This window comes from Klebsiella grimontii, assembly GCF_900200035.1.
Classification (GTDB): Bacteria; Pseudomonadota; Gammaproteobacteria; order Enterobacterales; family Enterobacteriaceae; genus Klebsiella; species Klebsiella grimontii.
Map to the genome: position 1 here is coordinate 17,496 of NZ_FZTC01000024.1, position 26,013 is coordinate 43,508.

Annotated in this window: 33 protein-coding genes; 1 reads left to right on the forward strand and 32 read right to left on the reverse strand. The window is 50.0% G+C overall.

Features of this window, described 5'->3' with window-relative positions; translation table 11 throughout:
- Positions 1-10: 10 nt before the first annotated feature.
- The 31 genes from traT to traM form a co-directional block, all read right to left on the reverse strand.
- Positions 11-742: a conjugal transfer complement resistance protein TraT gene (traT, locus tag KOSB73_RS23745; RefSeq protein ID WP_032744047.1), complete on the reverse strand. Its 732-nt coding sequence runs from the start codon at positions 740-742 to the stop codon at positions 11-13.
- A gap of 193 nt (positions 743-935) precedes the next feature.
- Positions 936-1,463, reverse strand: a complete 528-nt coding sequence (locus KOSB73_RS23750; protein ID WP_032744049.1) for a conjugal transfer protein TraS — start codon at positions 1,461-1,463, stop codon at positions 936-938.
- Between the two features lie 5 nt (positions 1,464-1,468).
- The gene (traG, locus tag KOSB73_RS23755; protein WP_032744052.1) at positions 1,469-4,318 is read right to left on the reverse strand and encodes a conjugal transfer mating-pair stabilization protein TraG; all 2,850 of its coding nucleotides are present in this window, start codon (positions 4,316-4,318) and stop codon (positions 1,469-1,471) included.
- Positions 4,318-5,688 (reverse strand): conjugal transfer pilus assembly protein TraH, encoded by a 1,371-nt coding sequence (gene traH, locus KOSB73_RS23760; protein WP_032744054.1) that lies wholly within the window; start codon positions 5,686-5,688, stop codon positions 4,318-4,320. The genes traG and traH overlap by 1 nt, the downstream gene beginning before the upstream one ends.
- Positions 5,675-6,103, reverse strand: a complete 429-nt coding sequence (locus KOSB73_RS23765) for a conjugal transfer protein TrbF (RefSeq protein ID WP_032744057.1) — start codon at positions 6,101-6,103, stop codon at positions 5,675-5,677. Before KOSB73_RS23765 ends, traH begins: the two co-directional genes overlap by 14 nt.
- Entirely contained in the window at positions 6,096-6,662 is a 567-nt protein-coding gene (gene trbB / locus KOSB73_RS23770) for a type-F conjugative transfer system pilin assembly thiol-disulfide isomerase TrbB (RefSeq protein ID WP_032744059.1), read from the reverse strand. Before trbB ends, KOSB73_RS23765 begins: the two co-directional genes overlap by 8 nt.
- Positions 6,637-6,873, reverse strand: a complete 237-nt coding sequence (traQ, locus tag KOSB73_RS23775; protein ID WP_032744062.1) for a type-F conjugative transfer system pilin chaperone TraQ — start codon at positions 6,871-6,873, stop codon at positions 6,637-6,639. Before traQ ends, trbB begins: the two co-directional genes overlap by 26 nt.
- Positions 6,874-6,883: 10 nt before the next feature.
- The gene (traF, locus tag KOSB73_RS23780) at positions 6,884-7,636 is read right to left on the reverse strand and encodes a type-F conjugative transfer system pilin assembly protein TraF (protein WP_032744065.1); all 753 of its coding nucleotides are present in this window, start codon (positions 7,634-7,636) and stop codon (positions 6,884-6,886) included.
- A gap of 22 nt (positions 7,637-7,658) precedes the next feature.
- The gene (locus KOSB73_RS23785) at positions 7,659-7,985 is read right to left on the reverse strand and encodes a hypothetical protein (RefSeq protein ID WP_032744069.1); all 327 of its coding nucleotides are present in this window, start codon (positions 7,983-7,985) and stop codon (positions 7,659-7,661) included.
- 9 nt (positions 7,986-7,994) lie between these two features.
- Positions 7,995-8,222, reverse strand: a complete 228-nt coding sequence (trbE, locus tag KOSB73_RS23790) for a conjugal transfer protein TrbE (RefSeq protein WP_032744071.1) — start codon at positions 8,220-8,222, stop codon at positions 7,995-7,997.
- Positions 8,212-8,823 carry a hypothetical protein gene (locus KOSB73_RS23795; protein ID WP_032744074.1) on the reverse strand — a complete coding sequence of 204 codons (612 nt, stop codon included), beginning with the start codon at positions 8,821-8,823 and terminating at the stop codon, positions 8,212-8,214. Before KOSB73_RS23795 ends, trbE begins: the two co-directional genes overlap by 11 nt.
- Before the next feature lie 114 nt (positions 8,824-8,937).
- Positions 8,938-10,893, reverse strand: a complete 1,956-nt coding sequence (gene traN, locus KOSB73_RS23800) for a type-F conjugative transfer system mating-pair stabilization protein TraN (protein WP_032744076.1) — start codon at positions 10,891-10,893, stop codon at positions 8,938-8,940.
- Positions 10,893-11,522, reverse strand: a complete 630-nt coding sequence (gene trbC / locus KOSB73_RS23805; protein ID WP_032744080.1) for a type-F conjugative transfer system pilin assembly protein TrbC — start codon at positions 11,520-11,522, stop codon at positions 10,893-10,895. Before trbC ends, traN begins: the two co-directional genes overlap by 1 nt.
- Positions 11,523-11,534: 12 nt before the next feature.
- Positions 11,535-12,524, reverse strand: a complete 990-nt coding sequence (gene traU / locus KOSB73_RS23810; RefSeq protein WP_032744082.1) for a conjugal transfer pilus assembly protein TraU — start codon at positions 12,522-12,524, stop codon at positions 11,535-11,537.
- Complete coding sequence (locus tag KOSB73_RS31185; RefSeq protein ID WP_227502458.1) at positions 12,521-12,751, reverse strand: hypothetical protein; 231 nt, start codon at positions 12,749-12,751, stop codon at positions 12,521-12,523. Before KOSB73_RS31185 ends, traU begins: the two co-directional genes overlap by 4 nt.
- Before the next feature lie 205 nt (positions 12,752-12,956).
- On the reverse strand, positions 12,957-13,592 hold the full coding sequence (gene traW / locus KOSB73_RS23820) for a type-F conjugative transfer system protein TraW (RefSeq protein ID WP_032744087.1): 636 nt from the start codon (positions 13,590-13,592) through the stop codon (positions 12,957-12,959).
- Positions 13,589-13,978, reverse strand: coding sequence for a type-F conjugative transfer system protein TrbI (trbI, locus tag KOSB73_RS23825; protein WP_032744089.1), 390 nt, complete (start codon positions 13,976-13,978; stop codon positions 13,589-13,591). The genes traW and trbI overlap by 4 nt, the downstream gene beginning before the upstream one ends.
- Positions 13,978-16,617 carry a type IV secretion system protein TraC gene (traC, locus tag KOSB73_RS23830; protein ID WP_032744091.1) on the reverse strand — a complete coding sequence of 880 codons (2,640 nt, stop codon included), beginning with the start codon at positions 16,615-16,617 and terminating at the stop codon, positions 13,978-13,980. The genes trbI and traC overlap by 1 nt, the downstream gene beginning before the upstream one ends.
- Positions 16,618-16,701: 84 nt before the next feature.
- Positions 16,702-17,100 carry a hypothetical protein gene (locus tag KOSB73_RS23835; RefSeq protein WP_227502459.1) on the reverse strand — a complete coding sequence of 133 codons (399 nt, stop codon included), beginning with the start codon at positions 17,098-17,100 and terminating at the stop codon, positions 16,702-16,704.
- Complete coding sequence (locus KOSB73_RS23840) at positions 17,097-17,441, reverse strand: hypothetical protein (protein WP_032744094.1); 345 nt, start codon at positions 17,439-17,441, stop codon at positions 17,097-17,099. The genes KOSB73_RS23835 and KOSB73_RS23840 overlap by 4 nt, the downstream gene beginning before the upstream one ends.
- Positions 17,438-17,842, reverse strand: coding sequence for a hypothetical protein (locus tag KOSB73_RS23845; RefSeq protein ID WP_032744097.1), 405 nt, complete (start codon positions 17,840-17,842; stop codon positions 17,438-17,440). The genes KOSB73_RS23840 and KOSB73_RS23845 overlap by 4 nt, the downstream gene beginning before the upstream one ends.
- A complete protein-coding gene (locus KOSB73_RS23850) occupies positions 17,842-18,093 on the reverse strand; it encodes a hypothetical protein (RefSeq protein WP_048252518.1) in 252 nt (83 codons plus the stop codon). Before KOSB73_RS23850 ends, KOSB73_RS23845 begins: the two co-directional genes overlap by 1 nt.
- Positions 18,094-18,703: 610 nt before the next feature.
- Positions 18,704-19,273 (reverse strand): type IV conjugative transfer system lipoprotein TraV, encoded by a 570-nt coding sequence (traV, locus tag KOSB73_RS23865; protein ID WP_071995755.1) that lies wholly within the window; start codon positions 19,271-19,273, stop codon positions 18,704-18,706.
- A gap of 62 nt (positions 19,274-19,335) precedes the next feature.
- Complete coding sequence (traB, locus tag KOSB73_RS23870; protein ID WP_032744104.1) at positions 19,336-20,760, reverse strand: F-type conjugal transfer pilus assembly protein TraB; 1,425 nt, start codon at positions 20,758-20,760, stop codon at positions 19,336-19,338.
- A complete protein-coding gene (gene traK, locus KOSB73_RS23875) occupies positions 20,760-21,494 on the reverse strand; it encodes a type-F conjugative transfer system secretin TraK (protein ID WP_032744107.1) in 735 nt (244 codons plus the stop codon). The genes traB and traK overlap by 1 nt, the downstream gene beginning before the upstream one ends.
- Positions 21,481-22,047, reverse strand: coding sequence for a type IV conjugative transfer system protein TraE (traE, locus tag KOSB73_RS23880; protein ID WP_032744110.1), 567 nt, complete (start codon positions 22,045-22,047; stop codon positions 21,481-21,483). The genes traK and traE overlap by 14 nt, the downstream gene beginning before the upstream one ends.
- Before the next feature lie 18 nt (positions 22,048-22,065).
- On the reverse strand, positions 22,066-22,371 hold the full coding sequence (gene traL / locus KOSB73_RS23885) for a type IV conjugative transfer system protein TraL (RefSeq protein ID WP_032744112.1): 306 nt from the start codon (positions 22,369-22,371) through the stop codon (positions 22,066-22,068).
- A 13-nt stretch (positions 22,372-22,384) separates the two neighbouring features.
- On the reverse strand, positions 22,385-22,753 hold the full coding sequence (traA, locus tag KOSB73_RS23890; protein WP_032744115.1) for a type IV conjugative transfer system pilin TraA: 369 nt from the start codon (positions 22,751-22,753) through the stop codon (positions 22,385-22,387).
- A 73-nt stretch (positions 22,754-22,826) separates the two neighbouring features.
- Positions 22,827-22,982 carry a TraY domain-containing protein gene (locus tag KOSB73_RS23895; RefSeq protein ID WP_071995759.1) on the reverse strand — a complete coding sequence of 52 codons (156 nt, stop codon included), beginning with the start codon at positions 22,980-22,982 and terminating at the stop codon, positions 22,827-22,829.
- A 196-nt stretch (positions 22,983-23,178) separates the two neighbouring features.
- The gene (locus KOSB73_RS23900; protein ID WP_077254474.1) at positions 23,179-23,853 is read right to left on the reverse strand and encodes a hypothetical protein; all 675 of its coding nucleotides are present in this window, start codon (positions 23,851-23,853) and stop codon (positions 23,179-23,181) included.
- A gap of 188 nt (positions 23,854-24,041) precedes the next feature.
- Positions 24,042-24,428 (reverse strand): conjugal transfer relaxosome DNA-binding protein TraM, encoded by a 387-nt coding sequence (traM, locus tag KOSB73_RS23905; RefSeq protein WP_032744117.1) that lies wholly within the window; start codon positions 24,426-24,428, stop codon positions 24,042-24,044.
- A 424-nt stretch (positions 24,429-24,852) separates the two neighbouring features.
- Here traM and KOSB73_RS23910 point away from each other — a divergent pair, with 424 nt between their 5' ends.
- Entirely contained in the window at positions 24,853-25,332 is a 480-nt protein-coding gene (locus KOSB73_RS23910; protein ID WP_032732069.1) for a transglycosylase SLT domain-containing protein, read from the forward strand.
- Positions 25,333-25,369: 37 nt separating this feature from the next.
- On the opposite strand, the gene KOSB73_RS23915 is transcribed toward KOSB73_RS23910, so the two are convergent.
- Positions 25,370-25,900, reverse strand: coding sequence for an antirestriction protein (locus KOSB73_RS23915; protein ID WP_032716647.1), 531 nt, complete (start codon positions 25,898-25,900; stop codon positions 25,370-25,372).
- Positions 25,901-26,013: the final 113 nt, after the last annotated feature.

The window sequence follows — 26,013 nt, forward strand, 5'->3', positions numbered from 1 at the left end:
GGTGGCAAACTTACAGAATATTCGCGATAGATTTAGCCAGCTGGTCTTCCAGAACAGGCTGTGCTTCCGGGAACTTGAGATTAACTTTGTTCGCACTGGAGACAACGCGCGTCTGGTATTTATGCTGATTACCGGTTTCGGTGCTGGTTTGCACTTTCGCACCGGAGGTACCCTGGCGTAATACCGCGACATTATCCGTCTGTACCTGGGTTTTGGCCCGTTCGGAGATCTGAACATCGGTGATCATCGTGTAGTTCACGTCTTCCACCATCGCATCAGCCGCCATGCCTACCAGTCCTGCGGCCAGGCCGACACCGAGGGTCGCGCCGGCTGAACTGGAATTGTAGGCGGTGATCCCTGCCCCCAGCGCAGCCGCTGTAGCTGCGCCTTCATAACCGCGGCTTAGCCAGCCCTGGGTTTCACGCAGGTCCATTTTATCGGCCTTCAGCACATTTGCCTGAATCCAGTAACCCGCGGTATCGGGATTAGTGACGACCTGGTAGCCTTTTGCTGTGACGGCACTGGTGATTTTCGACTGGAGCCCGCTCATGTCTTTATCAGAGGTATTTTTGATTTGCAGATAAACGGTCTTATTATTTGACGGTTCCAGCCAGATTGTTTCGCTCATCTGTGTTTTCACATCCAGATTGCGCTTTTTAATTGCTGTCCCCATTGCGCTACAACCAGAAAGCACCAGTGCTGAGCTGATGACCATTACAGCCATGACTTTATTTAGTTTCATCCTGAATCCTTGTGACATAATCAATATAAGTGAATACACATTCTCTTATTGCTTCGGAATGCGCATTCACTATAAAGGAATTTTAAGGGAAAGGTGTAGATTAATTACGGTTTGAACAATCAATAATAACCCAAAGAAACTCTTAGCCTATTAACAAACCACTATAATTGATAGGTAAGTTTTGATGGGCTAACTAACCTTCCAATTTCTCTGCCTTGAAAGAGTTTATCGCAGATGTGAGTAACGATAGCTGATACCTTCCAAAGTCCAGATTCATAACAACCCCAAAAAAAATCGACGTAATTAAGACCATAAAACCAAAAGGAAATGGTGAGTCATAAGAAAAACGATTAAAAAAGGCAAGAAAAAGAATCGTCAACATATATAAAAATGCATAAATAATGATTTTTCTGGAAAAAAATCGATATATATTTGAACGTATCCTAAAGGATTTAGGCACGGATAAAAACAAGGAGCGAGCACTAGCTATACCAAGAAGAAGAATCAACCCCACCCCCCCTGGAAAAATCACGACCCAAAAAATATATTTTACTGCAAGGTAGTTATGATTAACGCTAATCATCGCGCAAAGAACATTCCATGCAACTATAACTAATCCAGGCCACAGACATGCCCAAAAAGACGGTATCGCTGCTTCCCCTTGTGAAAGTACATTTTTCAGTTCCTCCACCTCGTGGAGGATGACTTTATTGTTTATCATCAAGTTCACCTTTCCCTATTAAGATAATCCTTTTGGATTTTAGCCGCCTTATCCGCTAACTCACCCGGAGCGTCAGCGCCTGGTAAAGATTTCACCTTACTCTTTCTTTCATTATATTCATTTTCGAATCTATTTCCTTCTGTTTTATGGTGACTTTCCAGATCAGTCTGCTGTTTCTTGACCCCATCACCCTGCTGCTGAATTCCCTGCTGGCTTTCCTGGTGTGCCTGTTTATTTTGAGACACCATCGTATCTACTGTCTGACCCACATTATCCTTAATTCCGGCATTATGCGTCATTCCATCAATACTACCACTGTGCTGGCTATAATCAGCTTCTACGGAACCCGTGCCTCCACCGCCTGACACATTAGGCATTCCCTGACCAATTGTCCCTCTCGCCTCCTGATAGGCACCATCCACTTTAGGCTCGACCTGCTCTTTAACAAACTCCCTTGCCAGTGATTCCCGCTGTGCCGCTACTTCAGGTGAACTGGTATTGGTGAGGATAGCTTCTGCATTCTGCGGAGAACGTTGTTGAACAAAGTTAGCAAACTGCTGCGTCAGATTCTCACTCATCTGGCCGCTCATACTTTCGGTACGCGACGCCATTTCACTAAGTTCATGGCTACGTGTACGGCTGTTTGTATATTGGTCGTAGCTGTTTTTCGCACTGGAAAGTGACGTAGAGAACTGGTCCACGCGGGAGCTGGCATTATTATCTGTTGTATTACCAGAAGTGCTGGTTTTATGGCTTGTAATGTAATCGGACGCCTCTTTAAAGTCTTTCGCTGCCTGGCTACTGGTATCATGCCTGCTATCATGTGATTCCCGCCCAGAAGAGCTGACATTATCAGTATCACCTGAGCTATGTCCCCAGCCAGCGCTTCCTTTTCCACCAACTTCAGCAGATAACCCCGTGCCCAACTTACCAAGCTTGCCAAACAACTGGTCTCCGGAACTCCATTTACCAGATGCATGTATATCAAAAGATTGAGTTCGTTTAGAGGAGTCATCCATCAATTGCTGGAAAGACTCTTCATTGCTGATGTTGTTGGCTTTTGCATTTGAAACAACCGCGTTCCACATTTTACTCTTCGCCATCGAGTCTTGTGATGACTCAGTATTATCGGCGCCGGTGGTGGTTGACGCGCTGGTCCCCATATTTGTGCCAAACTGCTTCAGGCTGTTCCAGGCGCTGGTCACGCTGCTGTTATAGCCCTGCAGAGAGCTCTCTGCCTGCACATCCGACTCCCGTGCCATCTGCTGCTGTGCACTGGCTATCTGCCGGCCAACATTAATATCCACCGGCAGTTTTGACATTGCGCCGCTGCTGTCCCAGACCATAGAACCATCCCGGGTCTGTGTACCCATGCCTCCGTTCCCCAGTTGCCGGGACATCTGTCCAAATGCCGTTGAACTGTTGGTGTTCCAGCTGTTTCCGCTGACATTGTCCGTCTGCATATTCGAAAACGAGTAATTCCCGTCTACCACGCTGGAAGAGGCCTGCGACGTCGAGCTGAGGCCCGACGAGGCAAAATGACTGTACGCGCTGGAAAACCCTGCCCCCATACTTTTAATCATGGCCCAGGTTAAGGGAGGGATCATCATCGAGATATAGCCTGCGGTTGTTGCAATATCCGAGTTTTTCAGCTGGACCTGAGAGAGTTCAGACAGAACCACCGGTACTCCATTTTGCTTCGCATAATACGCCATCGCACTGTTCAGAATGGCGTACAGCAGAGGCCAGGACTGCAGCCACATCAGCGCATAAAAGTAACCCTTGATGACCTGCATTGTCATCATGTTGAACATGGCGGCCATCACCATGATCGGAAACAGGCCAATCATGATCCCCATCACGACCGTCTGCATCAACGGCAGGGAGCGTAATGCCTGGTGGCCCATTGTCGCCTGTGCCAGGCGTTGTTTCTCCAGCGAAGAGGTGTTGGCGATGTTCACCAGGCTGGCCGTATCGCCACTGCGGGCCGCGTAGCTCTGAATACCGCTGCGCAGTGCATTCATGGTGACATTCTGGCGGATTATCTGTCCCGCGCTCTGCCCCGAGCTGTAGAAGAAGTTATAGCTGTCACCGATCATCTGGCTGAACAGCAGGTCCGGATTGGGTTTGCCACCAAAGAGCTGGCGCACATAGTAGTTCCAGGTTTTCCCGCCAGTCTGAGAATCCAGCGCCAGGGCTGATTTCAAATCACGGGAGGCTTCCTGACAGGTTTTAAATTGATTATTTTTATCAAATACCCCGCGCAGCGGGCTGGGGTTAGAGAAAATAATGGTGTACGGATCAGAGGAATTCAGCAGTTCCTCAAACGAGTACTTATGGTTGAGGAAAATGTCGCCCATAACGCAGTTCTGTACATAGTCGGAGAACAACGTGGTGATCTCCGGGTTCTGCGATAAAAAGTCGGTGCTTTTAGCGATTAAATTACTGCCAAACAGCATCCCTGTCTTGCTGTACGTCACGCTGTCAGGCAGGGAGAAAATCATCTCATAGCTCTGTACCAGCGCATTCCCGACGCGTGTTGTCAGCGAGGCAGGAATAGCCAGGCCTATCGGGACGTTGTCGACCTGATAGACCTGAGAGACATTACTGTAGTCGATAATCTGCACTGGTTTGCGAATGACGACCAGCATCGAGACCAGCGTCAGGGCAAACACCCAGCCGACCAGATCCATAACGTTATGCTTTTTCACCCAGCTGCTGGCGACAATCAGCACGGAAAAGGCGATACACATTTTCTCGATGGAGGACCAGGTACCGGTACTCATGAAAGCGGCAATGGCATTCAGGTTGCCCCGAAACCAGTCGCCGCCGGCTATCGTGTAGATTTCCAGCATCAGAGGCTTCCTCCAAAGTGATAGTTGTTCTGGTAGCGGGTCATCATGCGGGCGGATACCTGTTGACGCATGTAGCTCATCTGCCGGTCAACGACCAGCAGCGCGTCCTGCTGCACCTGTACCCGGGACTGAAAAGCGGCAATCTGCACACTCGCCTGGTTCAGGTTTTCGAGGATCATATCCATCGTTGACTGCGGGTAGTTCCCGGTGGCCACCATCGTCCTCGCCTGCTGGATCAGCTCCTGAATGTACTGCAGCAGGATGTCGTAGCCGATATAGTCCGTCAGCTGGTAAAGCAGGGTATTCGAGACCCCGAGCATCTGCGGGTCAACCAGGTATTTAAAGACCGGGATGGTGGTGCTGGAGATAAAGCCCTTCTCCTGCTCCGTTAGTTTTTCATCCGCCACAGCCTTGTTCTGGATGCTGCTCAGTAGCGTGGAAATCTGGTTCTTCAGCGCCTTGTTTGCGGCTATAGTGACCGTCGCATCCGCAACCACCTTGAGACATTTATCGGAATCATTGCAGTGGTAAATTTTTGCTGTTCCCCCCTCCATCATCGCCTTAATCAGGTCCTGATCCGTGGTCCGTGCCGGCAGCGGCGTAATTTCACTGTTTTCCCCAAAAATCAAGGTGCCGGTCAGGGTCATCACAAACTCTTTCAGCTCTTTGTTATCGTCGAAGAGCCGGTTTTTGGACAGGGCATTCCACATGATGTTGATGTTTTTCATGACCCGCTCTTTGTCCTTGTCGCTGGCCTTATCCTGCACCTTGTCCATCTGGCCGCCAACCGAACACCCCTGACGGGAAGCCGCCCAGTCGGCAAAGATATTGCTCTCACCGGCGATGTCCTGGCAGACCTTCTGCTGGGCTACCTGGGTACGAGGAAACAGTCCCCCGACGATCCCCTGTGCCGCCTGGCAGCTGCTGAGGTTCATGCTGTTGATATCGCTGGCCATCTTCTGCAGGAAGTCTTTTGCGGTTTTGATTTCCGGTACAGTGGTCTGCAGCGCGAGGTCAAAGAAGTAGCCCGCAGCATTGGACATGATTTGTTTGCCGAAGCGCTGCAGCTGCTCGCTGTTGATAAAAGAAAACGACCCGAGGTAGGCATCGATGCCGCCACAGCCGGCATTAATATCCGGCAGGGTCATACTGACCAGCTGGATCGTTTTCACCTGCGTCCTCGCATAAAGCGAACCGCCGGAAGCGTAACCCGCCGCCTGCCCCTGCCAGACCTGGGGCTGACTGGTATTGGACGCGAACCCCAGCTTATTGAAGAAGTTGTTCATGTCGCCGTTAACATCTGCGGCCGCCGTCAATGACACCCCTAGCAACATTCCACAAAGCACTGATAATGGTTTACGGATGAACATCAGGCCCTCCTTCTTTCATGTTATTTTTCCGTCGGAGGTTGCGGTTTAAATATCGCTGGAAGCTTTTTTCAAAGGCATATTCAAACCAGAAAGCCAGTTCGGCCATCAGTACTCCCAGCAAAGCCGTTGCCAGACAACCAATGGAAAGTGAGAAAAGAATAAAGGGAACGAAATACATCAGGACATTCCACAGATTCATGAAGTTCTTTGCAGACCCCAGCTTCTCCGACGGGGTTAACAACTCAGTGAACACACTGAAATACGCATGACTTCCCCACCACAGAACTAATCCGGCTGAACCAAACATAAAAGCAAGACAATAATAAATATCGAATCTCTTTTGCCGTGATAGCTTCAGGCGTTTATTTCTTTCCAGTACGGGTAACGAAGAATATATTTTGTTGAGACTATCCATTATCAGGTGCCCCCATCATTTGAAATACCGTATCCATTCTGGCCATAAATCCCTGAGCATCGGTGGCGCCCTGCAGAATCGGATACGCCGCCAGCGTATTCACATTCACCAGAAACGTGGTCGGGGTAGCTACCGGGATATTGGGGAAAAAAGTCTGCATCACGTCAGGCGGTACCGGCAAGGCTTCAGGGAACGCCTCGTCCCCCTGTCCGTCGATCGTGTAAGAGAACACCGAGAATCCGTATTGTCCGGACAGCTGCTTCAGAACCGGGTCAAACTTATGGCAGTACGGGCAGTGCCCCTGCATAAACAACACCACTTTCCAGTCGCTAAGATTGACCTGTTTGCCGTTGCTGAGCCGGTACCAACGGGCCTGAGAGACCGGCTTCGCGGACGTGGGCGCGCCAGCGGGCGACGCCGGCGCCGAACCTGTTATGCCCTGCGGGTCCCAGAGAGATTTCACTTCATCGAGCGTACCGGCCCAGGTCACGGGAGAAAGTGCCAGCAGCAGAGCAGCCGTGGTGATACCCGCCCTAATTGTCTTCAGTTTGCTTTTCACGGGCCTTCTCCTGTTTTTCTGCTTCAGCAATCAGGGCATTCAGAATTCGGTATCCACCAAATATCACCATACCCAGCCCCAGAACTTCCCCGGCCTGAATGGCCAGCTCAGGCTGTTTTCTGACGAGCCTGGCAATCAGGTGGAAAAACACGCCTACAGCCAGTACCCACATTCCCGTTATATCTAAATCGGGGAACCGAATCTTTCGCATGACACACTCCTTAAAAATTGGGTTTAAAGTCGCTGGAGACATAGAGGAACTGTTTCGCCAGGTCGTCCTGGCTGATAAAGCCGTAACTGAGGGGTTTAACCTGCCCGCTTTTGGGATTGACCAGCATCATCGCGGGAAAGAACTTCACTCCGAGCTGTTGTGCCTGCCCCTGGTCCAGCCGGCTGTCGGGGAGCATGGGATTCACCACACCGTCGACGGAGACTGGTATCACGCTCAGTCCGTAGGTTTCGCGGAAGTTTTTGATGACCTGGACCAGTTGCCCGTCGATGGCCTCCCGGCCGCGGTAGAAAAACATCACGCCATAGTGCTGGGCCAGGGAGGAGATTGCCTTGCGCTGTTCGGCGTAGTCGGCAGCCAGCTGGTTTTTCACGGTTCCGTTGTAGTGGCTGTACTGCAGGTTGTAGTCCAGCTCGGGGTTTTCCAGCATGGCTTTCTTCGCGCTCATCGAGAACAGGCCTGCCTGCTGCGTCCAGTAGTTCTGGAGCCGGAAATACTTCACGAAATTGTCAGATGAGGGGTAAAGAATAGCCTCATACAGCGAACGCTTTGTGGCCGTCTGCAGCTGCGCCAGCTTCTCCAGGATGTCCTGCTTTGCCGGCGGTGGCGGAGGCGTGGCAGGCGTTTCCGGGTCTGTTTTTTTTAGCTGCTCGTTATACCACTGCCAGCCCGCATCTTTCGCCCAGGCCGGCATCAGGGTGCAACAAAGGCACCCCGCCAGTATGGCGGCATGTAGTTTTCCCATAATGAATACCTTTTTGACTGAATTAATTCGGCTGGCGTGAAATATGTTGGTAGACGATGTATTTATCGAGACTGACCGTTTTCGTTTCAGGGTCAGTGCGTCCCTCAAACCGGAAACCGTGGCAGTACAGTGTCATATTATTCATTTCTAATGCCGTACGTTCACCGTTCCTGATAACCCATGCAGCCTGCGAGCTTCTGTCACACTGAATACCCCAGGCCCGGTTGGTGGCCAGAAACGCATTAATCTGTTTATCCCGCCACAGGCTGTAAGACATGATGCTGATCAGAAAAACGACAAACACGCCGACAAACACGATCACCAGCCCGTATGATTTGCTCTCTTTCATCCCTGCCCCTTATTTTCTTTTTTGCAAAATCCCTACAAAAGCAGAAATAAACAGGTGACTCATCAACCAGAAAAAGCCGACTATAAGGATAAAAACCACACTCTCAATATAATCACTGCCCGATGTCCCTTTGACGGCATCCCATGAAAAATACAGCACAGGGGAGATAATAATTATTGTCAGCAGTAATCTCACTACAAAATCGACGGCAGGATATTTATGATAGTTAATTTTCATGGTTGTGTTCCTTATTACTGTTATGCTCCTTCACCTTCAGCCCGGCTTTCCCCGCGGGAAAACTGTCAGCAAAGCGAGTGGTACATTCCTCTGCGCCTTTTGATGTAAAGAATCCGGGGTCATCCTCCCCGATAATATAATCGGGGTAGGTAGTAAATCGAATATCAGAGTGATCGTCATAGTTTAACCTGCTATTATCCCTGAAAAAATCAACCCCTCCCTTATTTTTAAAGCGTTTTGCATCCTCACCTGATACTTTCATAACCAGTGAGTCGGGGTCGACCTCCCACATATCACGAGTATCCAGCATTGTCCGGGTAGCTTTAAATTCAGCTTCAAATCGTAACGCTTTCAGACCGGTGGCGTACATGGCAACCCACCCATCCATTTTTGTTTTATTTTCACTTTGCTCCGTAACCGTATACCGGGAAATCATTCTTATTTTTGTAAAAAACGTTTCATCTGTTCTCTTACACTGAATGACAGTGCCGGGCATCTGCATTGAATACAGCTTCTCGAGTTCCTCTCTGCTTGCGGCGTTTGAAAATGGCATTATTAGAATAAAAAACAAAAAAATGGTGGGCCTAACCAGTCTGTTCATTTAAACCATCCTTATTATTTTCAATACGGGATAACGCGATGACATAGAAAACAAGCGACAGTGCCCCCATCCCCATACACTCTGTTATCACCTTTAAATTTAATTATTCAGAAATCATTTTGCTGAAGACTGCGTGAGAAGTTCTTTTATGCGTTGTTTTGTTTTATCAGTCAGCTCACTGTTATCCGGTATTTTCTGATTATGTATCAGGTCCTCCATGAAGTTCGCAAAATCCAGCCGGTTGAAGTTAATGCCCTGGAGTTCAGCCATCGTGATCCCCCGGCAGTTCGGGCTGCTGGCGCCCCCGAAACTAATATGCAGTTGTCCGTTGCGGCCCTGTTCCTGAACGATCTGAGCCAGCTTGGAGTCAAACTGGCAGTAGCTGCGTTTCTTCTCCAGGCAGATCCCCAATACCTTCTTAGAGCAAAACTCCCCCACGCTAACCGTCAGCTTGTTTGTTTTTGCTTTGGCCAGTGCCTTCTCTTCGCTTCTGCAGCGTGCCAGGCCAACGTCCTGCCCCCACCCACTGTCTTTGCAGCAGTTACTGAATCCGGCCGCGAATTTTTTGCAGTACTTCGCTTTACCGGTGAACGCCTTCACATCCACGCCGTTCAACTTAGCAACATCCTCTCCTGCCGCCGCCAGCGCCGCGAGCTCAGAAACCGCCTGTCCAAAGCCGTTGTTCGTGCCGCTGACCGCTTTATCACACTCGCCATCGAGGCAGAACACATCCCCGCCGCAGATCATCTGCTTACCGCTGGTCCGGGTTTCACAGGAATAGGTCGCATACTCGTGCAAACAGGTCCCGTCTTCCGCGCTGAATGCACACTGGCGTGATGAGAGCGTGCAGGCTGCATTACTCATCAGGTTTTCACAGGAGCCGTTATCCGCCGGCTGAGTCAGCCAGGTGTCTTTGTATTTCCAGCATGCTTCTGTGAAGGAATACGCCTTCCCGCCCAGGTTGAGGGTTTTCGTCCCGCCCGGGCTGATACATTCTTCGCCTGTTTTCGTGCCCTCGTCCTTGCTGAACGGACAGCTTTCAACCCAGACCACCTCTGGTGCAAATACGGTTTCCGTCTCTTCCATGACCAGTATGACCGTCACCTGAATGGATTTAACATTTACTGATGGTTGGGTTTTCGACGTTTTCGTTACCGCAAAGGTCTGCCCTGCAACAACGTTCCGGTCCATGCTGAAAGACTGGTGAATTTTCCCGGTACCATCGTAGTAATGGTAACTACAGTGTGTGTTCTGACCACCGGAACATATCGACATCGTATTAGGCCAGGTCATCACATCGACAGGGAATGTTTTATCAAAGAGGCTGATGTTTTCACTGACTGCAAGCTTGCAACTGTCTCTGACCTTTCCTTCGTTGTCACATTCATAAATCCAGGGAACCGGCAGAGGTTCACCGTCAACAGACACGCTGAGCAGCCGCCCTGTCGACGGGATGGTCAGCGTCCCGCTCCATCGGGTGCTGTTTCGGGTGAAATTCATCGGGACAGCCTGCTGGTAGGTACGACTGACCTTTTGCGTCGTGGCGTTGTCTTTCAGCGTCGCCTCCCGCGTGCAGAAGTTCTCCACCTGCAAATCCCGCTCGCACGTATGGTTCGTGAACTCGCTACGATTAACCACCTGTGCCGTACAGGCCTGACCGGTATTCCCCACAATCGAATCCGCTCTGGACTCGGTCTCTTTCGCCGCCTGAATGAATGGCGCGTCGGCCGAAATACTGTCCGGGGGACGGTTAGTAAACGACTCCGTGATGCTGTTCCCCACATCACTGCTGGCCCATTCCGCTGCGGAATCGCTTTTCAGGTTACTGTCACCGCTGGCGGAGACGCCGCCGTAATATTTCGTCTGCGCCGGTTTGCTGGTATACCCTGGCAGCGTGTCAGCCCCGTTGAAATTCTTCAGCGCGTCAGTCCCGCTTCCCTGTATTTGTTTTGCATAATCAGCGCCCGCTTTGTAATCGGACGTGCTGTCAGCACAGGCAGGAACCGTAAACCAGATAAATGTCCCGAGCACGAACATATGGAGCATCAGGATCAGGGGAAGTGATTTCATCAGGCACCTCCCAGCAGTTTTCGGGCAGTCTCTGCACAATCCCCTTTCTCAACCACCTTTTCCAGGGCCTGCTTCAGGCGAATATTGCCCTGTATGACGTCAAAACCGGCTTTGCAGCGCACAACCAGCGCGGGAACACTGCGGATGTTGTACTGTGAATAGAGCGTCGGGTCGATTTGCACCCCTTCGGTGATCCCCGCTTTAACCAATCCCATCACTGCATCAGTGGTGGCTTTCATATCGTTATTGACGAGCCCCCGGAGCATGGCGGGAATACCGTAGCGGTGGGTTTCATGCAGCATCCGTTTTAACCCCTCGTCCGGTATTGAGAAGGAGATGAAATACACGGCACCTTCCGCCGGCTTATCCCGGGTCGACTCCCGCTGCTGACTGGCCAGATTATCGATGAACTGCTGATCTGAACGGGTAAGGGGGTTACGGCTGATTTGTGCTTCAAGATCCTGCTGCAACGCCTTATCTGGATGCCGGCGCAACTGCTCGCTGAAATCCTCCTGCTGCTTAAGCCACTGACGATCCGCCGCCATCGGGTCTGACGAAACTGCGCCCTCTGCCGCGGCGACGGTACGGGTCAGTAACAGCATCACCGTCAGTATGTTCAGTAATTTCACAGTAGACTCCTTTCAGTAGACACAGTTACGTTTTCGCCACATCAGATAGCCGAAGTTCTTTCGGGTTACTGGCGGGTTTTTCCCGACCTCCCAGCGCGTGACCGTTCGCCCCAGGGGATGGCACTGCGCGCTGTCGGGGTACATATTCACCATCTGGTACCGCCAGCGCTCCTTGGGAATAATCGGTGACGGGTATTCGTAACAGACCGCGACATCGGCCCCGACGGTCTCCAGGATCTGTCCCTGCCGGTGGAGCTTGTAGGCCATGCGTTCACTCAGCAGCAGCGATGACTGCAGCGGGCTGGATTCGTTGCTGACCCACCCGCTGAAGGGATACATCGAGCCCTGAGAGCCTGCACACCAGAAGAGGATGTCCAGCGGCTTGTTGAATGCGCTGGCAATGGCATCAGCGGCGCAGGCCCCCTGGGCAATCGGGTTCGCAAACAAAACGGCCTCGGGGTTCAGAATGGTGGTCAGGCTGCTGTCCACCCAGGTCGGGTCAATTTCAGAGAGGTAGGCGATATCCATATCTCCGCCCTGCAGGCAACCCGCCGACGTGATAATGCTGAGCCAGCTGGTCAGCGGATATTTGTACCAGTGCACGTGATAGAAGGCCCCGTTGACCTGCTTGTCGTCCTTTTTCGCGGTCCCCATCCCGGTTTTTCCCAGGTTGAGGCTAAACCCGCCCATATTCACCATGCACCCCGGAGAGCGGCTGACATCCGTCAGGGCCATCGGCTCCCAGTAACCTATCGCCATCCCAATACGGTAAAAAATCGGTGGCGGCATGGGGCACGTTTGAATAGGGCTGGCCGGATTCACCGTGTCCGGGCCGCCGCCGGCGGCCACAGAGGCACTCCCGATAGACATCGGGAAAATACACTGCCAGCACACATCGGAAATCGGGTTAACAAAGCGGCCTTCGCAGGACGGGTCTGCGGCCGCGCGGCCAGAGAATGTTGAGAACGCAACGTAGATGAGGAAAAACACAGCGGCTTTCATTCGTTAATGTTCTCCCTGAGGACAAGACGGAGCGCATCGGTTTTGTTGCGGACCTTTTCCCGGGTCGCGTCTTCCGCCCCCTCCATCCCGTTCCATACAATCAGGGACAGGCAGTTAAACAGGTAAAGCTGGCGGCGATACGAATCGCGGTTCGTCTGGCGAACGGTGGGCAACACATCGAGTTCAAGGGTCATTTCATCGATAACGAACTCCCCGTTGACTCTCATCCAGCGATACAATTTCTCGTTGTCTGTCCGGAGTCGATCGGCCTCACATACCAGGTAGCTTTCTCTCGTCGCGAGACTCTGTATAACGGTGTCCTGCTTACGCATGACTGACCACATCAGCCCAGTCAAGAGCGCCAGGAGCATCGTTGTTACGGCTAATATCAACGTCATAATTCATCTCTTTTGCTGGTCATGCCACGCTTGTTCATGGCTGCGGGACAGACGGGAAGGTCTCAATATTTAGCCGCTCACCCGAGGGCGCCGGGGTAATGCGCGCCGGCACCCTGGTCAGGCCGAACCGTTTTGAAAGCACACCGTTCTGGTCAAAATAAATTCGGGCATCGAGCGCCACTGACGTATCCGGCACGCTCCCTTTCACCAGAATAATTTTGCTTATCAGGGTGTCGGGGACCTGCCGTTTCATCCAGGCGACCTGGTCCGGATCGTCACCGTCGATAAAGTACAGCGTCTGCATAAAGGGGACCGTTTTCAGCGGATTCAGAACGTCGCCTTTGCGCGCGAACACCCGCCCGTTGTGATCTTTCAGGTCCTCAGTCAGCCGGATACTGGGGTCGAACCAGCGCTGTTCATACTTATCCGCTTTCCCTACTCCCTCAACCGGCGCCGGTCGCTGGCTGTTCTCAATCACGCGTCCTTTGAACGCTTCCATTTCCTGCGCCCATTTCCCCGACTTCTGTAGCGCCTCGAGACGCTGAGTAATGAGCGTCAGCATGTCCTGCTCCTGAACCGGCCACAGATCACCCCAGGTTCCCAGGTCAGCCGCCGGCACGCCCGGGGAAATCAGGCAAAACGCCAGCACGGCAATACCGGTGCGTTTCATTCCCGCGCCCCCTTCATTCGGGTGGCAATGTCGGTCTGGATTTTACGGGTGACATCGGGTGCGCCCTGAACCACGGCCGGTGAAACCAGGATCAGGACATGATTCGTTTTCTGATAGTCGGCCAGGCTCTGCTCCAGCGCTGCGTTAAAGCGGTCTGAGAGCGCTTTTGACTGCGCCTCTGACAGCGGCTTCTGACTGACGCTGTCCATAAAACTGTCCAGCGTCTTCTTCATATCGAAGGCCACCACCCGTGGCGCGGTATGTGCCAGCACCAGACGCGTGATAAAGACATTGGTCGCCAGAATGGTGCCCACGAGGGCGATAACGGTCAGACTCCGTCGTAAAGTGAAGAATGTCGTTCTTTGCTGCTCAGAGTTGTTGTCCATCAGGCTACGTTCCTTATGTTGTCATGGGCAATGCGGGCTTCCAGGTCAGACATTTCTGCCGGGAAATTCCGGCTGGCCAGCTCGTACACCGCGTCGTGAATGTCCGTTCCCTGCTTTTTGCGACCTTTGATGTACTCGAAATCGGCCCCGCTTGAGGAGTACATTGCGCGGCTGAGGGGATCGACGAACAGACGATGCCAGGATGTATGTGCCTCCACCTGCAGCATGAAGGAGCTGAACCACTGGTCTTTGGCTGACCCAAAGCTGTTAATCATGTCCCGCTGCATTTGCGTAAACTGATCCGGGTAGAGCTGGTTATATTTGGCAAACTCTTTGGCAGACTGCTTAAGGATGACTTTGTATGAGGAGTTACCCCAGGCCGCCCGCGCCGCACTGGATGCGGTGGGTGAGTCGAAATCCACGATATTTTGCGTGATGGTGATATATGACCCCAGGTGGCGGCGCGCGGTACGGTACCCCTTCTCAATAAAGGTGCCGACTTTTTCGTTTTTGAAGTCCAGCAGTCGCCAGCCTTCATCAATCACGTTGAGCTTTTTCAGGCTGCGCGGGGACTGGTACATCCGGTTTTCGATATAGATAATCAGCGAGAACATCACCGCAACCAGCAGTGAAGGCCGCGATTCAAGACCGCCGAGCTCGAGGACCACCATCCGGGCATCATCGTGCAATGACGGTTCATCGGAGTTGAAGTAATCACCGTAAATCCCGCCGACCGTGTACTGGTCAAGCAGAATAATCATTTCATCCAGGCGGCTGCGGATGGTCGGTGACTCGGCATAATCCGGACTCTCTTTCGCGGTTTTGAGAAAATCGACCACATCATCGATACGGGCCTTATTACGCTTGCTCAGCCAGGCCGCCTGCACCGCCTGCAGCAGCAGACCTTCATGCACCTCATCCAGGTTGCCGTTCGGGCTCGCCATCACCGACATCTGGTCGCGGATACGCTCAGCCGACAGGTCAAAATTGGCGTCATCCAGAATGTTGGCAAACGGGTTGAATTTCAGTGAGTCACCGTCGAGGTAAACCCCGCCCATGTTCTCGCATAAGGACTTATAGCCGTCGCCCATGTCGAATACCCAGGCAAAACCGCCAGAGTCCAGTACGCTGCGGATCAGTGGCTGAATAAGGCCGGTTTTACCCGCCCCGGAGGTCCCGCAGACCGCCATATTGAAGTTGGTGTTGTTCATCCCCTCATAGAACAGGTCGATGAACGCCAGCTGGTTGCGATAGGTGGGCGCCAGTAATCCGGCAGGCGCTAACGGACTGTCAGCAACAACCGGCAGCAGGTTGGCCACATTGAAGGTTTCTGCCCGCTTGACGACACCTGCAGCCTGAAGCTCTTTGAAAAGCCCCTCACCGGATTTAAACGGCAGCATGGCCAGATAATTTCGCAGATGGTGGTAACGTGCGGGCAGCAGCTCAAAGCCGCCTTTACGATAGCTGTTGAGGATCTGCTGCTCGGTCGCCAGAGAGGCTTCGGCGTTATCGTCGGTGTAGGCCGTGATATTAAAGAAGTAACTCACCAGAGAGGACTGATTGGTTGCCAGCCGCTGGCGGATGTCCCCCCACTCCTGAACCTCTTTTTCCACTGACGGGAAGTATTTCGCATAAGAGGTTTTGCTTTTTTTCTCCAGATCGAGGTACTTCAGGTTGGCCTCGTTCTGGGTCTTCACCTGGTCCTCCACCATTAACGTCAGCGTGATGACAAACGGGCAGGAGATGGAGAGCTCCGGGTTCAACAGGTTGGCGTAGTTGTCCGCACTGGTCCAGAGGAAGGCGATTTCCGGATCGCGGGCCAGATGATAATTGGTAACACGGGTGACTTTCTCTTTACCGTTCCGGTCCAGCAGACCAATCTTCAGGTGGTTTGCAGTGACCTGCATATCAAAACTGTCATCCACACACTGATAATTCAGGTCCTGGTACGGGTCCAGTTTGTAAGGCTTACGGTACATTTCACCCGGATCAGGGTTCACCTGTTCACGCACGATATCGACCAGGCCCTGGGCATCCAGTATCCGCGTTGGAATTTGCGCACCCTGCAGGGAAGCCCGGATGATTTTTACCTGGTTCTCCAGCTCGACGATCTGTGCTTTCGAATGTTTCTTTCGGGGTACACAGCAGGAGATAAAGACACGGTAGTTACGCAGAGTCAGGGGTAAATCCATCCCCGGAGGCAGGGAGAACTGTGTTTCAGCCGCCCGAAGATAATAGGCGCGGGTAATGGCATTAAACTTTTTGGCCTCTTTACCGCTCCAGCTGAACTCCCGTAATCCATACTCAATATCGTCCCCGACCAGCTTGCTCGAGATAAGATTAATGGTCACCGGAACACCGCGGGGAATTTTGGTTCTCAGCAGGTTTTCCAGCGAGGCCACGATATGTGCGTTAGCGCCCGGTAAAGGTCGGGCCTCAAACATAAAACCGACGGTTTTGGCATTAATAAACAGTCCGGTCGCAGAGTCATAATCCTTATAGGGCAAAACCCGGCTGAACTGTGGGAAATTCATGCTGCCCAGCATGTCGTTGGCTTTGGCAGATTCGTCGGGCAATTTAAACGCAGACACCAGCGAATTCACGGCCTGAGCAACGGTATCCATCAGGTTATTACTCATGCGAGCGTTCCTTAATGAGGGTGTTAATTAACCATCTAAAGTAGAAAACAGATTATCGTGAAAATATCAGCATTAACGGTTTAATCACCGCAGGAGAAGGTAAGCAGGCATAAAAAACAGCAATAACATGGAGGCCCCCAGTTGCCAGAAGAAAATAACGTCCCACAAAAGCGCCCCCTTCCATAAACAGATAAGAAACGTAATAACTAACGCGGCCACATGAAAACCAACAACAGACCAAAAGAGTACTGCTGAGATTTCACTACCACTGTCTTTAATTCGTAAACAAGCAAGATAGAACACCAGTAAGCTACAGATAATAAACACACCATCATGACTAATGCTCTGAATGAAATCAGGCGTGTACTCTCCCGCCAGTCCGTTATAAATAAACCTGGCTGCCAGATAAACAAGCCAGTAGATAACAGGGACAAACAAAGACCCGTATTTTGTAACAAACCCCATTGTCATCACCCCTTTCATTTATTGATACCGTTCAGAGCTTTCAGTTGTTTTTCGCGGAATGTAGTCATTTCACCCTCACGGATTTTTTTGCTTTCCATTAGCATTTCTTTTTCTTTACACCCTGACGCGAGTTCGTTTGCGTAACCGAGAGTTAACGGCTCAGACGAATTACCATCGTTAACGTCAAGGGCCAGCAGCAATACTTTACCCGCACAGGGTGTTTCGCGAATAATCGTATGTAGTTGCTCCGGCGTGGCAGGCTGACTATCAAGATAGTTTTCGTAAATAGGGGAAAATATGCTGCCTACAAAAACAATAACACAAAGAGAAATGATAAGTTTTAGCTGGCGTGCACTCATTTATTTTTAGCCTCATACAATTTCCACTGCCGGATATAAACGTCATATTCAGGTTTAGGGACATTGATAGTGACACCCGCACAATCCAGTTTGTTTACAGTATCAGTAAACGTGCCTGTTGGAATGTTCACCTCCAGCAGTTTGCAGTCATTCTTCCAGTGTCTCCCGGCTTCAAGTTCATCCTTTGTGAATGACCGACTTGAGAAGCCAATAAGCATGCCAAACGCAAGCACTGCCATAAGCGCACTAAAGAAAAACGTATTAGCTCTGCAGACTCGAAGATTAATTTTTTCAGGGATAACAAACATGGCCAGTGCCCCGACAACCCCGATAAAGATAAGCAATAACCACACACCATTAAGCCAGGCAATATTATTACCTTCCAGATAGTAGGTTCTCATTACCGACCTCCTTTCAGTGTATCCATCGCATCATTCAAAGGTTCTTTATACCAGAGTCTAAATGCATTAAACATGCTAACAGTACTGGCCATATTACCCCGAACAGTGACCATAGTTTCAACGGCGACTACTTCAATATTATTATTTCCAATCCATTCATTCATATTAACAAGGGCCTGACTTTCGCCATAATCCCAATACTTCCGATCTTTTTCATCTCTGTCGTGCTCAAAGTCTTTAAAATTAACCATCTTACACCTCTACTATTTAGATTTGTTATAAGCGGTTACTGCGCGGTCATACTTGTCTGTCACCACATTAACAACGACCCCGGAACAGTCCAGGCGGTTAATGTTACTGGTTAAAAAGCCGGTGGGAATGTCAACTTCCTTTAAGGTGCAGTCAGTCGACCAGTATTTACCGTCCTTAATTAAATCATCATTGCTGGGTTGCGTTAATTTAAATAAAAACATCACGCTTGCCAATACAACTATAAGCAAACAAAAAAAATTTATAACCCTGTCATCCCACATGATTTTTATCACCTCTGTCTAATCATTTAACTGTCTAACCATTTAAATACCATAACCACGCCTGTAAACACCATAATTAAACAGACCCATATAATCGCCGTAAAATCAGATGTCTGATTTCCTTCTTTCACAGCTCCGAGCACTGACAACAAAACTAATCCAGCAGGTAGCATCAACATAAGGGCTATAAACAGATAAATGGGTTTCATTTCCCCTCTCAGCATAAAATATTTATGCACGCTACCGCCCATCCCTTTCAACGCACAGGGCACTCGTTTTAAAGCCAGTCATAAAATGAGGAATACAGCGCCATTTATGGCGCTGACGATTAATTAATACGCGGCTGGCCCCACGCCGATGGTGTAACAACAAATACAACCGTTGTGGGCTGGTGATAAACATCCCCGGAATCAACGTAAGGCGCTATCCATAATGACGCTGTTTGCTCGCCCTTTCTTAGCGGCCTTGGATAATTACCGGGTACCGTAGACGGAGAGGTATAGGTACCAACACTAACCGGCCTGATATATACCGGAGCAGTCCGGGTTCTCAGGACGTCATCATGATTGACCGGTACCGTATTCAGGAACCCGGATTTATTGCTCACCGTCACAGCTGGCGCAGTATTTCGCACCGGATTAATGACTGTCTGAGGCGGCAGCGGGTATGAGTTTGGCGAAGACGTCCTGAAATTTCCGTCAGCCAGTCGTGGCAACCCTGCCGCAGCCGGCTTTGCTGATGCGTTTTCCTCCAGGGCTTTTGCTTTCTCATTCGCCTGCTCCATCGTCATACAGGTATCGGATGTTGTGGCATTACATTCAAAATCAGACTCTGTGCCCGCGCACCCGGTTAAGAGCAAAGCGCTGCCCAGAGGAATTAACAGCATTAATTCCTTCATATATTCCCCTTTATATTCCCGGTGGGTTATTTATGGTGATTAACCCTTGTTCATACCCTGACTTACTGACCTGAGTTTTCGCCCCTCGACATTGCTCCCGGCGAGAACTGATGCGGGTCCAGCTTGCCCAGTTTCTTCAGCATCTCATCGGTATTAAAACCATTCAGGTTCCCGCCGGATTGCTGTGACCTGCTCTCAGGTTGTTCGGGTTGCTGCTGGTTCTGCTCCTGCTGTTGGCCATTCTTCTCCGCTTCAATCTCCTCAATCGTTTTCAGCTGGAAACCGTCCTGAAACACTATGGTGACTTCGTTGCCCGCGCCGATCGGGATCACCGCGTGATACTGCTCAGCGCGTTTGATGTAGTAATCGCCTAACGTCTGTGCCGCTTTCGATGATCCGCCGCCAATCCCCATTTTCAGGACATCACCGGCGCCAACGGAGGCTGTGGCACCCAGACCGACCGCTGGCTGCGAAGCTCGCTCAATCCCCTGACCAATCCCGTCAATAAACCCAGCCCCCCAGGCCCAGCCGAGGATTTTTCCGTTACGCATCACCACTTCCCCTTTTATGCCGTTTTTGCCCATAAAGGACACATGACCCTGAATGGGTTGGTCGATAGTTTTGTCGCCTTTGATACAGCTGATATTGCGGGTGCGAACGATGGCGCGCTCACTCGATACGTCCCCCCAGGCTTCGAGGCCGACAAAGCAACCGGTCAGGTCATAGGTTTTGCTGTTCGGCATTTCCACATGCCCAATAATTCTCAGCGACATCGGTACGGTTGATTCATTCCCGGTAACGGAAGCGTTGGCATCAGCACCTTCGATCAGCTTGCTTTTGGCAAAGCTGCCTGACGGAATGTAGGGCAGTGACTTTGTTTTCTTACCGCGGTCATAGCTGAACGTTTTGCGCTGTATCTGGTTCGGTACCGGTACGGACTGATAGCTAACCTGTGGAGCCTGCACGGTGCCATTGCCAGGATAGAACGCTGTTGGCGGAGGGACTGCACCACCAGACTGCGCAGGGAAATTTGTCGGCTGCGGCTCCCCTTCCGGTCCCGGCGGCGGCGAGGGTGGCGACGGCGCAGGCTCGCCGCCAGACACGGCCGGTTTCACGCCCAGCGTCTTCAGTTGCTCCTGCATGGCCACATTTTCATTGCTGAGTTTGTCGATACGGATCTGGTCTGCGCTGCGCGCTTTACTGAGTAAATCCACTTCTCCCTGCAGAGCGCCAAAGCGCTTATTCAGATCTGCTGCAGTGGCCTGCATTTCCGTGGTCGCATGTTGCTCCACCTTACTGTTGAACTGACTGTCCACCACCCCGGTCATGTCCGGCGCCGGTTCACCCTGTACGGGGGCTTCTTCTTCTGAACTCAGATTCAGATCGGACAGATACATCCCGCCAGCAATCGCACATGCACCACTGACAAGAATGAGGACCAGCCAGAGATACTGTTTACGTTTGATTAGCGTATTAAAGTTGGCCATCAACGTGACTCCTCTGCCGTGGTAACCCAGACCTGCATGCGACCACCGCCAACCAGCTGGCTCGCGGAGCCACTGAGCATGATGGCGCGCGTTCCCGCCTGCCAGAAATCGCTTTCCCGGATGTTTCGCGCCGACAGCGTTACATTTTCAACGTTGTACAGAACAACTTTAAGATGGTGACCGGTCCAGACCCGGGCCGCCGTGGCGCGAAGGCCGGCAGGCACGGATAACACTTCTGATGTGACAGGGATGGACTGGTATTCATCAGGGATCTGACCCTGGCGAACAGCGCGGTTCAGCGAAACAAGAACGCTTTCATACGGGTTGGATTCCTCCCATGATTTAGCCGGCCCGGGCGTGCCAGTGAGCTCGGATACCAGCTGGATAGTCCGGCCCACTCCGGCACGCGGCACCGCACGGACAGAAAAGTTGAGGCCGCGCTCTGTTTCCACAATAAACGTGAATGGTTTCTTGCTGACCGTAGCAAGGATCGCCCCGCCACTGTCGGTCTGCTCCTGGTTCGTCAGCCCGCCATCCAGACTGTTAATGGCGGTGATCCGGTCTCCTGGTACCGTGAAGAGGTTTGGGTCTGTGTTGCTGACAGCGATGTTTGCCTGTCCGCCGTTGGCCAGGGGTACAACAGTCGGAGCCAGCGTACCGCTGAGGGTAGCCGATATCGCAGGTAGCGAAAAAAACAGGCAACCGGAGATAAATAACGGGTTAATTTTTTTCATTATTTATTTCTCCAAAACGCGCCAGCCAGCTGACACCATCAACACGATTAAACTGCAGGACGTAACTTTTAATTTCACTGTAGGGCGCAGAATCCCCTATCCAGGTTTTCAGTTCTCCACGGTAATCCACCCGATTTTCTGCCGGATACGCACGAACAGACGTCATATAAAAAGTGGAGTTCACGTTATTGTCTTTTATCCGCTTCGCATCTTCAGCCAGCTGGACCTTAAGACTGTTCTGTGAGGCAGGTAATACATACCGGAGCAGTTGTTGATGCTGGGCGTCGACCGTTTCCGGCGTGACATTCAGACGTAATGCAATAAAGCTCATGCCCAGTTGTTCAAGATAAGAAGCGTCCGCCTGATTCTGAGAAACAGCGAAAGGCGCATTGAACAGCATGGGAGTCACCGCCACCTTCTGTTCGTTCTGAAGGCGGTAGTTATTAATCCCCAGAATGATATTGGTAGACAGACTGAGAAGAAGGACTGTCCCCATACAGATATATCCCAGCGCAATGACACGCGAGGTGCTGAGTCGGGCGCCATGTTCCATGTGTTATTCCCCACTGTTTTATTTAATCCACTGCCGGAAACAGGAGTCCGGGATATCGTGAAAAAATCCTTTAAGAAGGGATGTCGGCAGATACCAGTAAATAAGGTCGCGCAACCAGGTACTGCCCCGCCCTTTTTTGAGTTTCTTAATACCCCAGAAAACCAGTACCGCTGCAGCTATACCAAAGAGGAACTTACTGGTCCAAAAACCCCAGCCGAGGCAAATGACGGCCGGGATAAGTTCATCGAGGTATAAACCAAACCAGCGGGACTGGTTTGTCAGCGTTTCCGGGAAACGGTATTTCTTTAATTCGTCTCCCGTCATCACCTTTATCCTGTTAGTAACCTGCGACCGACATACCGACGGTAATAAAGGTCGAAATGATGGCGAAGCCGAACAGGAACTTCACATTTTTGGTCATCATGTACATGATGCCGCCCGCGATAACTTCTGCCAGAACAACCCATTTGACCACGCTGGATGATTTACCGAAGGTACCTTTAACGGTGGTATCACCGGATTTCATCAGGTCGGTTGCGGTAGTGGTGGCCATAGCAACGTCCGGGAAGAACGACGCCAGAACTGCCAACGGCAGCGTAGCCTTGGTCACTTTCAGCGCTGTCTTTTTATTGAAAACGCGTGACAGAAAAGACGGTTTGGTTTCTTCAGAGAAAGCATTTCCCTTAACACTTAATACAGCATTCATATTTATTCCCTTTAATAAAGAATGATTAGTTCAAAAAGCAGATATGTGGACTCGCATAATTTAAGTTTTTTCTCTATTTACCTCCTGGCTTATTGATTTCTGAATTATAAAAATCGGGAAATCTTTCCAGATGATCTTTCAACCGAAAATAAGCTTCAGACGTTTTACTTCTACGGCTTCTGTCTTTTGCTTTGATTAGCCGTCGGTTTGTTTCATCATCCAGTCTCAGAAGCACATTTTTTCCTGGCGCAGGCCGCGCATTACTCCTGACCTTTGTTTCCAATCGCCCCTCCCAAACCCCACGTTAATAAACTTTAAGAAAGTTTACATTGACAAGACCAAAAGTAAACCAATTGAGGAGCAATTTTGAGTAAAGTATTTTTACAAATCAAAAGTACCATTCGTACTATTAGTTTAACAATATACTAACAATCCAACTTTAACACACTAATCACATTATGAATTATCTTGCTATAATTTAGAGAATATATTGACGATAATATAATATAATCTCTGTCAGGGAAATTTAACTCTCTCTTCATTTTACTCACGGCATTTTTTGAAGTTTGCTCTTCCACACCAGTAATTTTAGAAATAGTTGAATGGGTTAACCCTGCTGAGTATAGATTTATAATAGCCCACTCAGAACTAGCCGCTCTTGATATTTTTTCAATATAGCGATCCATACGAACAGAAAAAGCCTTATATCTGCCAAGTTGATCAACAATACTATCAGAGTCTTTTATGAACACCCATTTACTAAATAAGTCATCATTAAAAGTCATACACTCTATAAATACCGTCCAAACTTCATTATTAATTTGAACATTACTTACAAGACAAGCAACTCTTGATGTTAGAGCTCTTAATTCAGAACGAACCAACTCCATTCCTGTATCTACTGGAATAGATGCAAACCATGAATTGCGTTCATTGTTTGTTAAAAAAACTTGATCAAAGCGTGAGTTGGTGTGAACAAGTTTACCGTGGGAGTCACGAACAAAAGAAGGACTCGACGAAATGTTAAGCATTTCGACAAAGTATTGAATGGATTCTGTTTGACTGCATACTGCAATTTGACTACGATCCTTCGCACACATAGGCGCCTCCTCGAAAGGACACTATGGATAGTTGGCGTCTGGGGGGGAAAGCCCCAGGCGCTAACGCTACAACAAATTTTAATCACTGCACTAATTCCATTTTATAATCCCTGACAGTCCTTGTCACTTACTAAGCCTAGATCTTTATTCTTTTTTATCCTTTAAATAAAGATACAAACTCTATTATTTTATTCATCTTCATCCAGAGCTGGGAAGAATCGTTCCACCACCTCTTTTGCATCATCTCTGATGTTCACAACCATTGACTTGAAATCAAAACGCTCGTCACCCAGTATATGTGGGCTGAGCGATTCCATAGCCAAAACTTTAGAAATAGAAAACTGGGTTTTTATCACATTTTCAAGCAACATTTTATTGAACTCAGTCTGGTTGAAACCAGAGTCCTTTCGTTCCATTTGTGCCTCATAAACTCGCAACCCTAATTCAAGAAGCATTGAAGCTACACTTGAAAAGCTTACATCTTTATCTTTCGCCCCTTCAGCCTTGCGCTTTTCAACAATTGCATTAATTTTCTCAGCTACTTCATCGCTGGCATACGCTTGGACCCTGGCCATATCAGTTCCTTTATTAAAACTTGCAACAGGTGAGATATTATGAGCAGAAGATAACGCGAGTTTTATCTCATTACAACTCTAAACTTAAGTCTGGACTCTAGGTATGTTGTCTTACGATGTATATAACGACTCAACCCTAGAGTTAAGTCATCATAAGTACATGAAAATAAATGCGTGAGTTGTGTATAAGTCGTCACAGACTTACCTGTAACTTATACACGACTTGCTTACGACTCGTGATTATACAGTGTTATATTACATAAAATAACATAACGAAAGTTATGTCACTGTTCTAAAATACAAATCTGCAAAATTTTAATTTTGCGTGGGGTGTGGTGATTTTGTGGTGAGGAGTGCATATTTGTTGAGTCTGCATCTGGGATGGGTTAACGTAATTCCGGCATCTGGCCCCGGAGGGATAACCATGAAAGGAATGGCACTGGCATTCACTCTTTTTTTATTTTCCAGTTCGTCAATGGCAGCGGATTGTTTTGATATGGCAGGACGGGATTATCGAATAGATCCGGATCTGCTCCGGGCTATTTCATGGCAGGAGTCAAAATGGGTGGTGGGTGCCATCGGAAAAAATCCGGGAACAGGCTACGGTGCCGGACTGATGCAAATCGATTCGCAGCACCATATGCAACTGTCGCAGTACGGAATTAAACCGCAAAATCTTCTGACAGATGCCTGCCTGAATATTTACACCGGCGCATATTATCTGGCACTGGCGTTTCAGAAATGGGGTATAAGCTGGGAGGCGGTCGGTGCCTACAACGCCGGGTTCCGCAGAACGGACAGGCAGGCCATGCGACGACTGGCATATGCGAGGAAGATTGAGGTTATCTACCGGGCCATCAAAACCAATAAAAATGCAGGACAACCCCATGCTGTTAAAAAGTAAAGGCCTCATTCGTGAGGCCTTTACTTTCATTACACGACTAACCAATCGCACGCCAGATTAAATGACGTTCGGGATGCTGGATAATGTTGACATAATTCCTCAACGCATCCTGCCGGGACACAAGATGATGACAGATCCGTGCATATTCCGGCCCCATTTCTGACACCTGCCAGGACAGACTGTTCATCACCATCAGCGTGGCAATAATTCCTGCTGCATCGGCGCTGAATTCATTCTCAAAATAATTCTCAGGGATGTTCATCCTGTAACGTTGCTCACCTTCCGGCGCAATATATCTGGTCTGGGTGGTGATGAACTGGATACGGTTTGGTGCAATATTCCCACCGACACCCTGCGGAATAATCCAGTAAGACCAGAAACCACCGTCGTAATCGGAGTGCTGGCGTAACCAGTTATCTGCCATATTATCCGCAGACGGGGTAAAAAAGAGCGCCTGGATAAAATCCAGACACGCCTTGTTATCGGTCACTGCACAGCGCAGATATTTATCTGTTTTAAATTGTTCGTCTGATTCACGAGTGGCGGTGTTGACGTGTATTGTGTGCATGCTGGTTGTCTCCTTCGCGTTTTATTAAATCGTTCGACTTCATCACTGAGCGGCAAAGGGCAATTTGCAGCTGACGGGGAGTAAATAAAGGGGCGCGAAGCGTTTATATACCC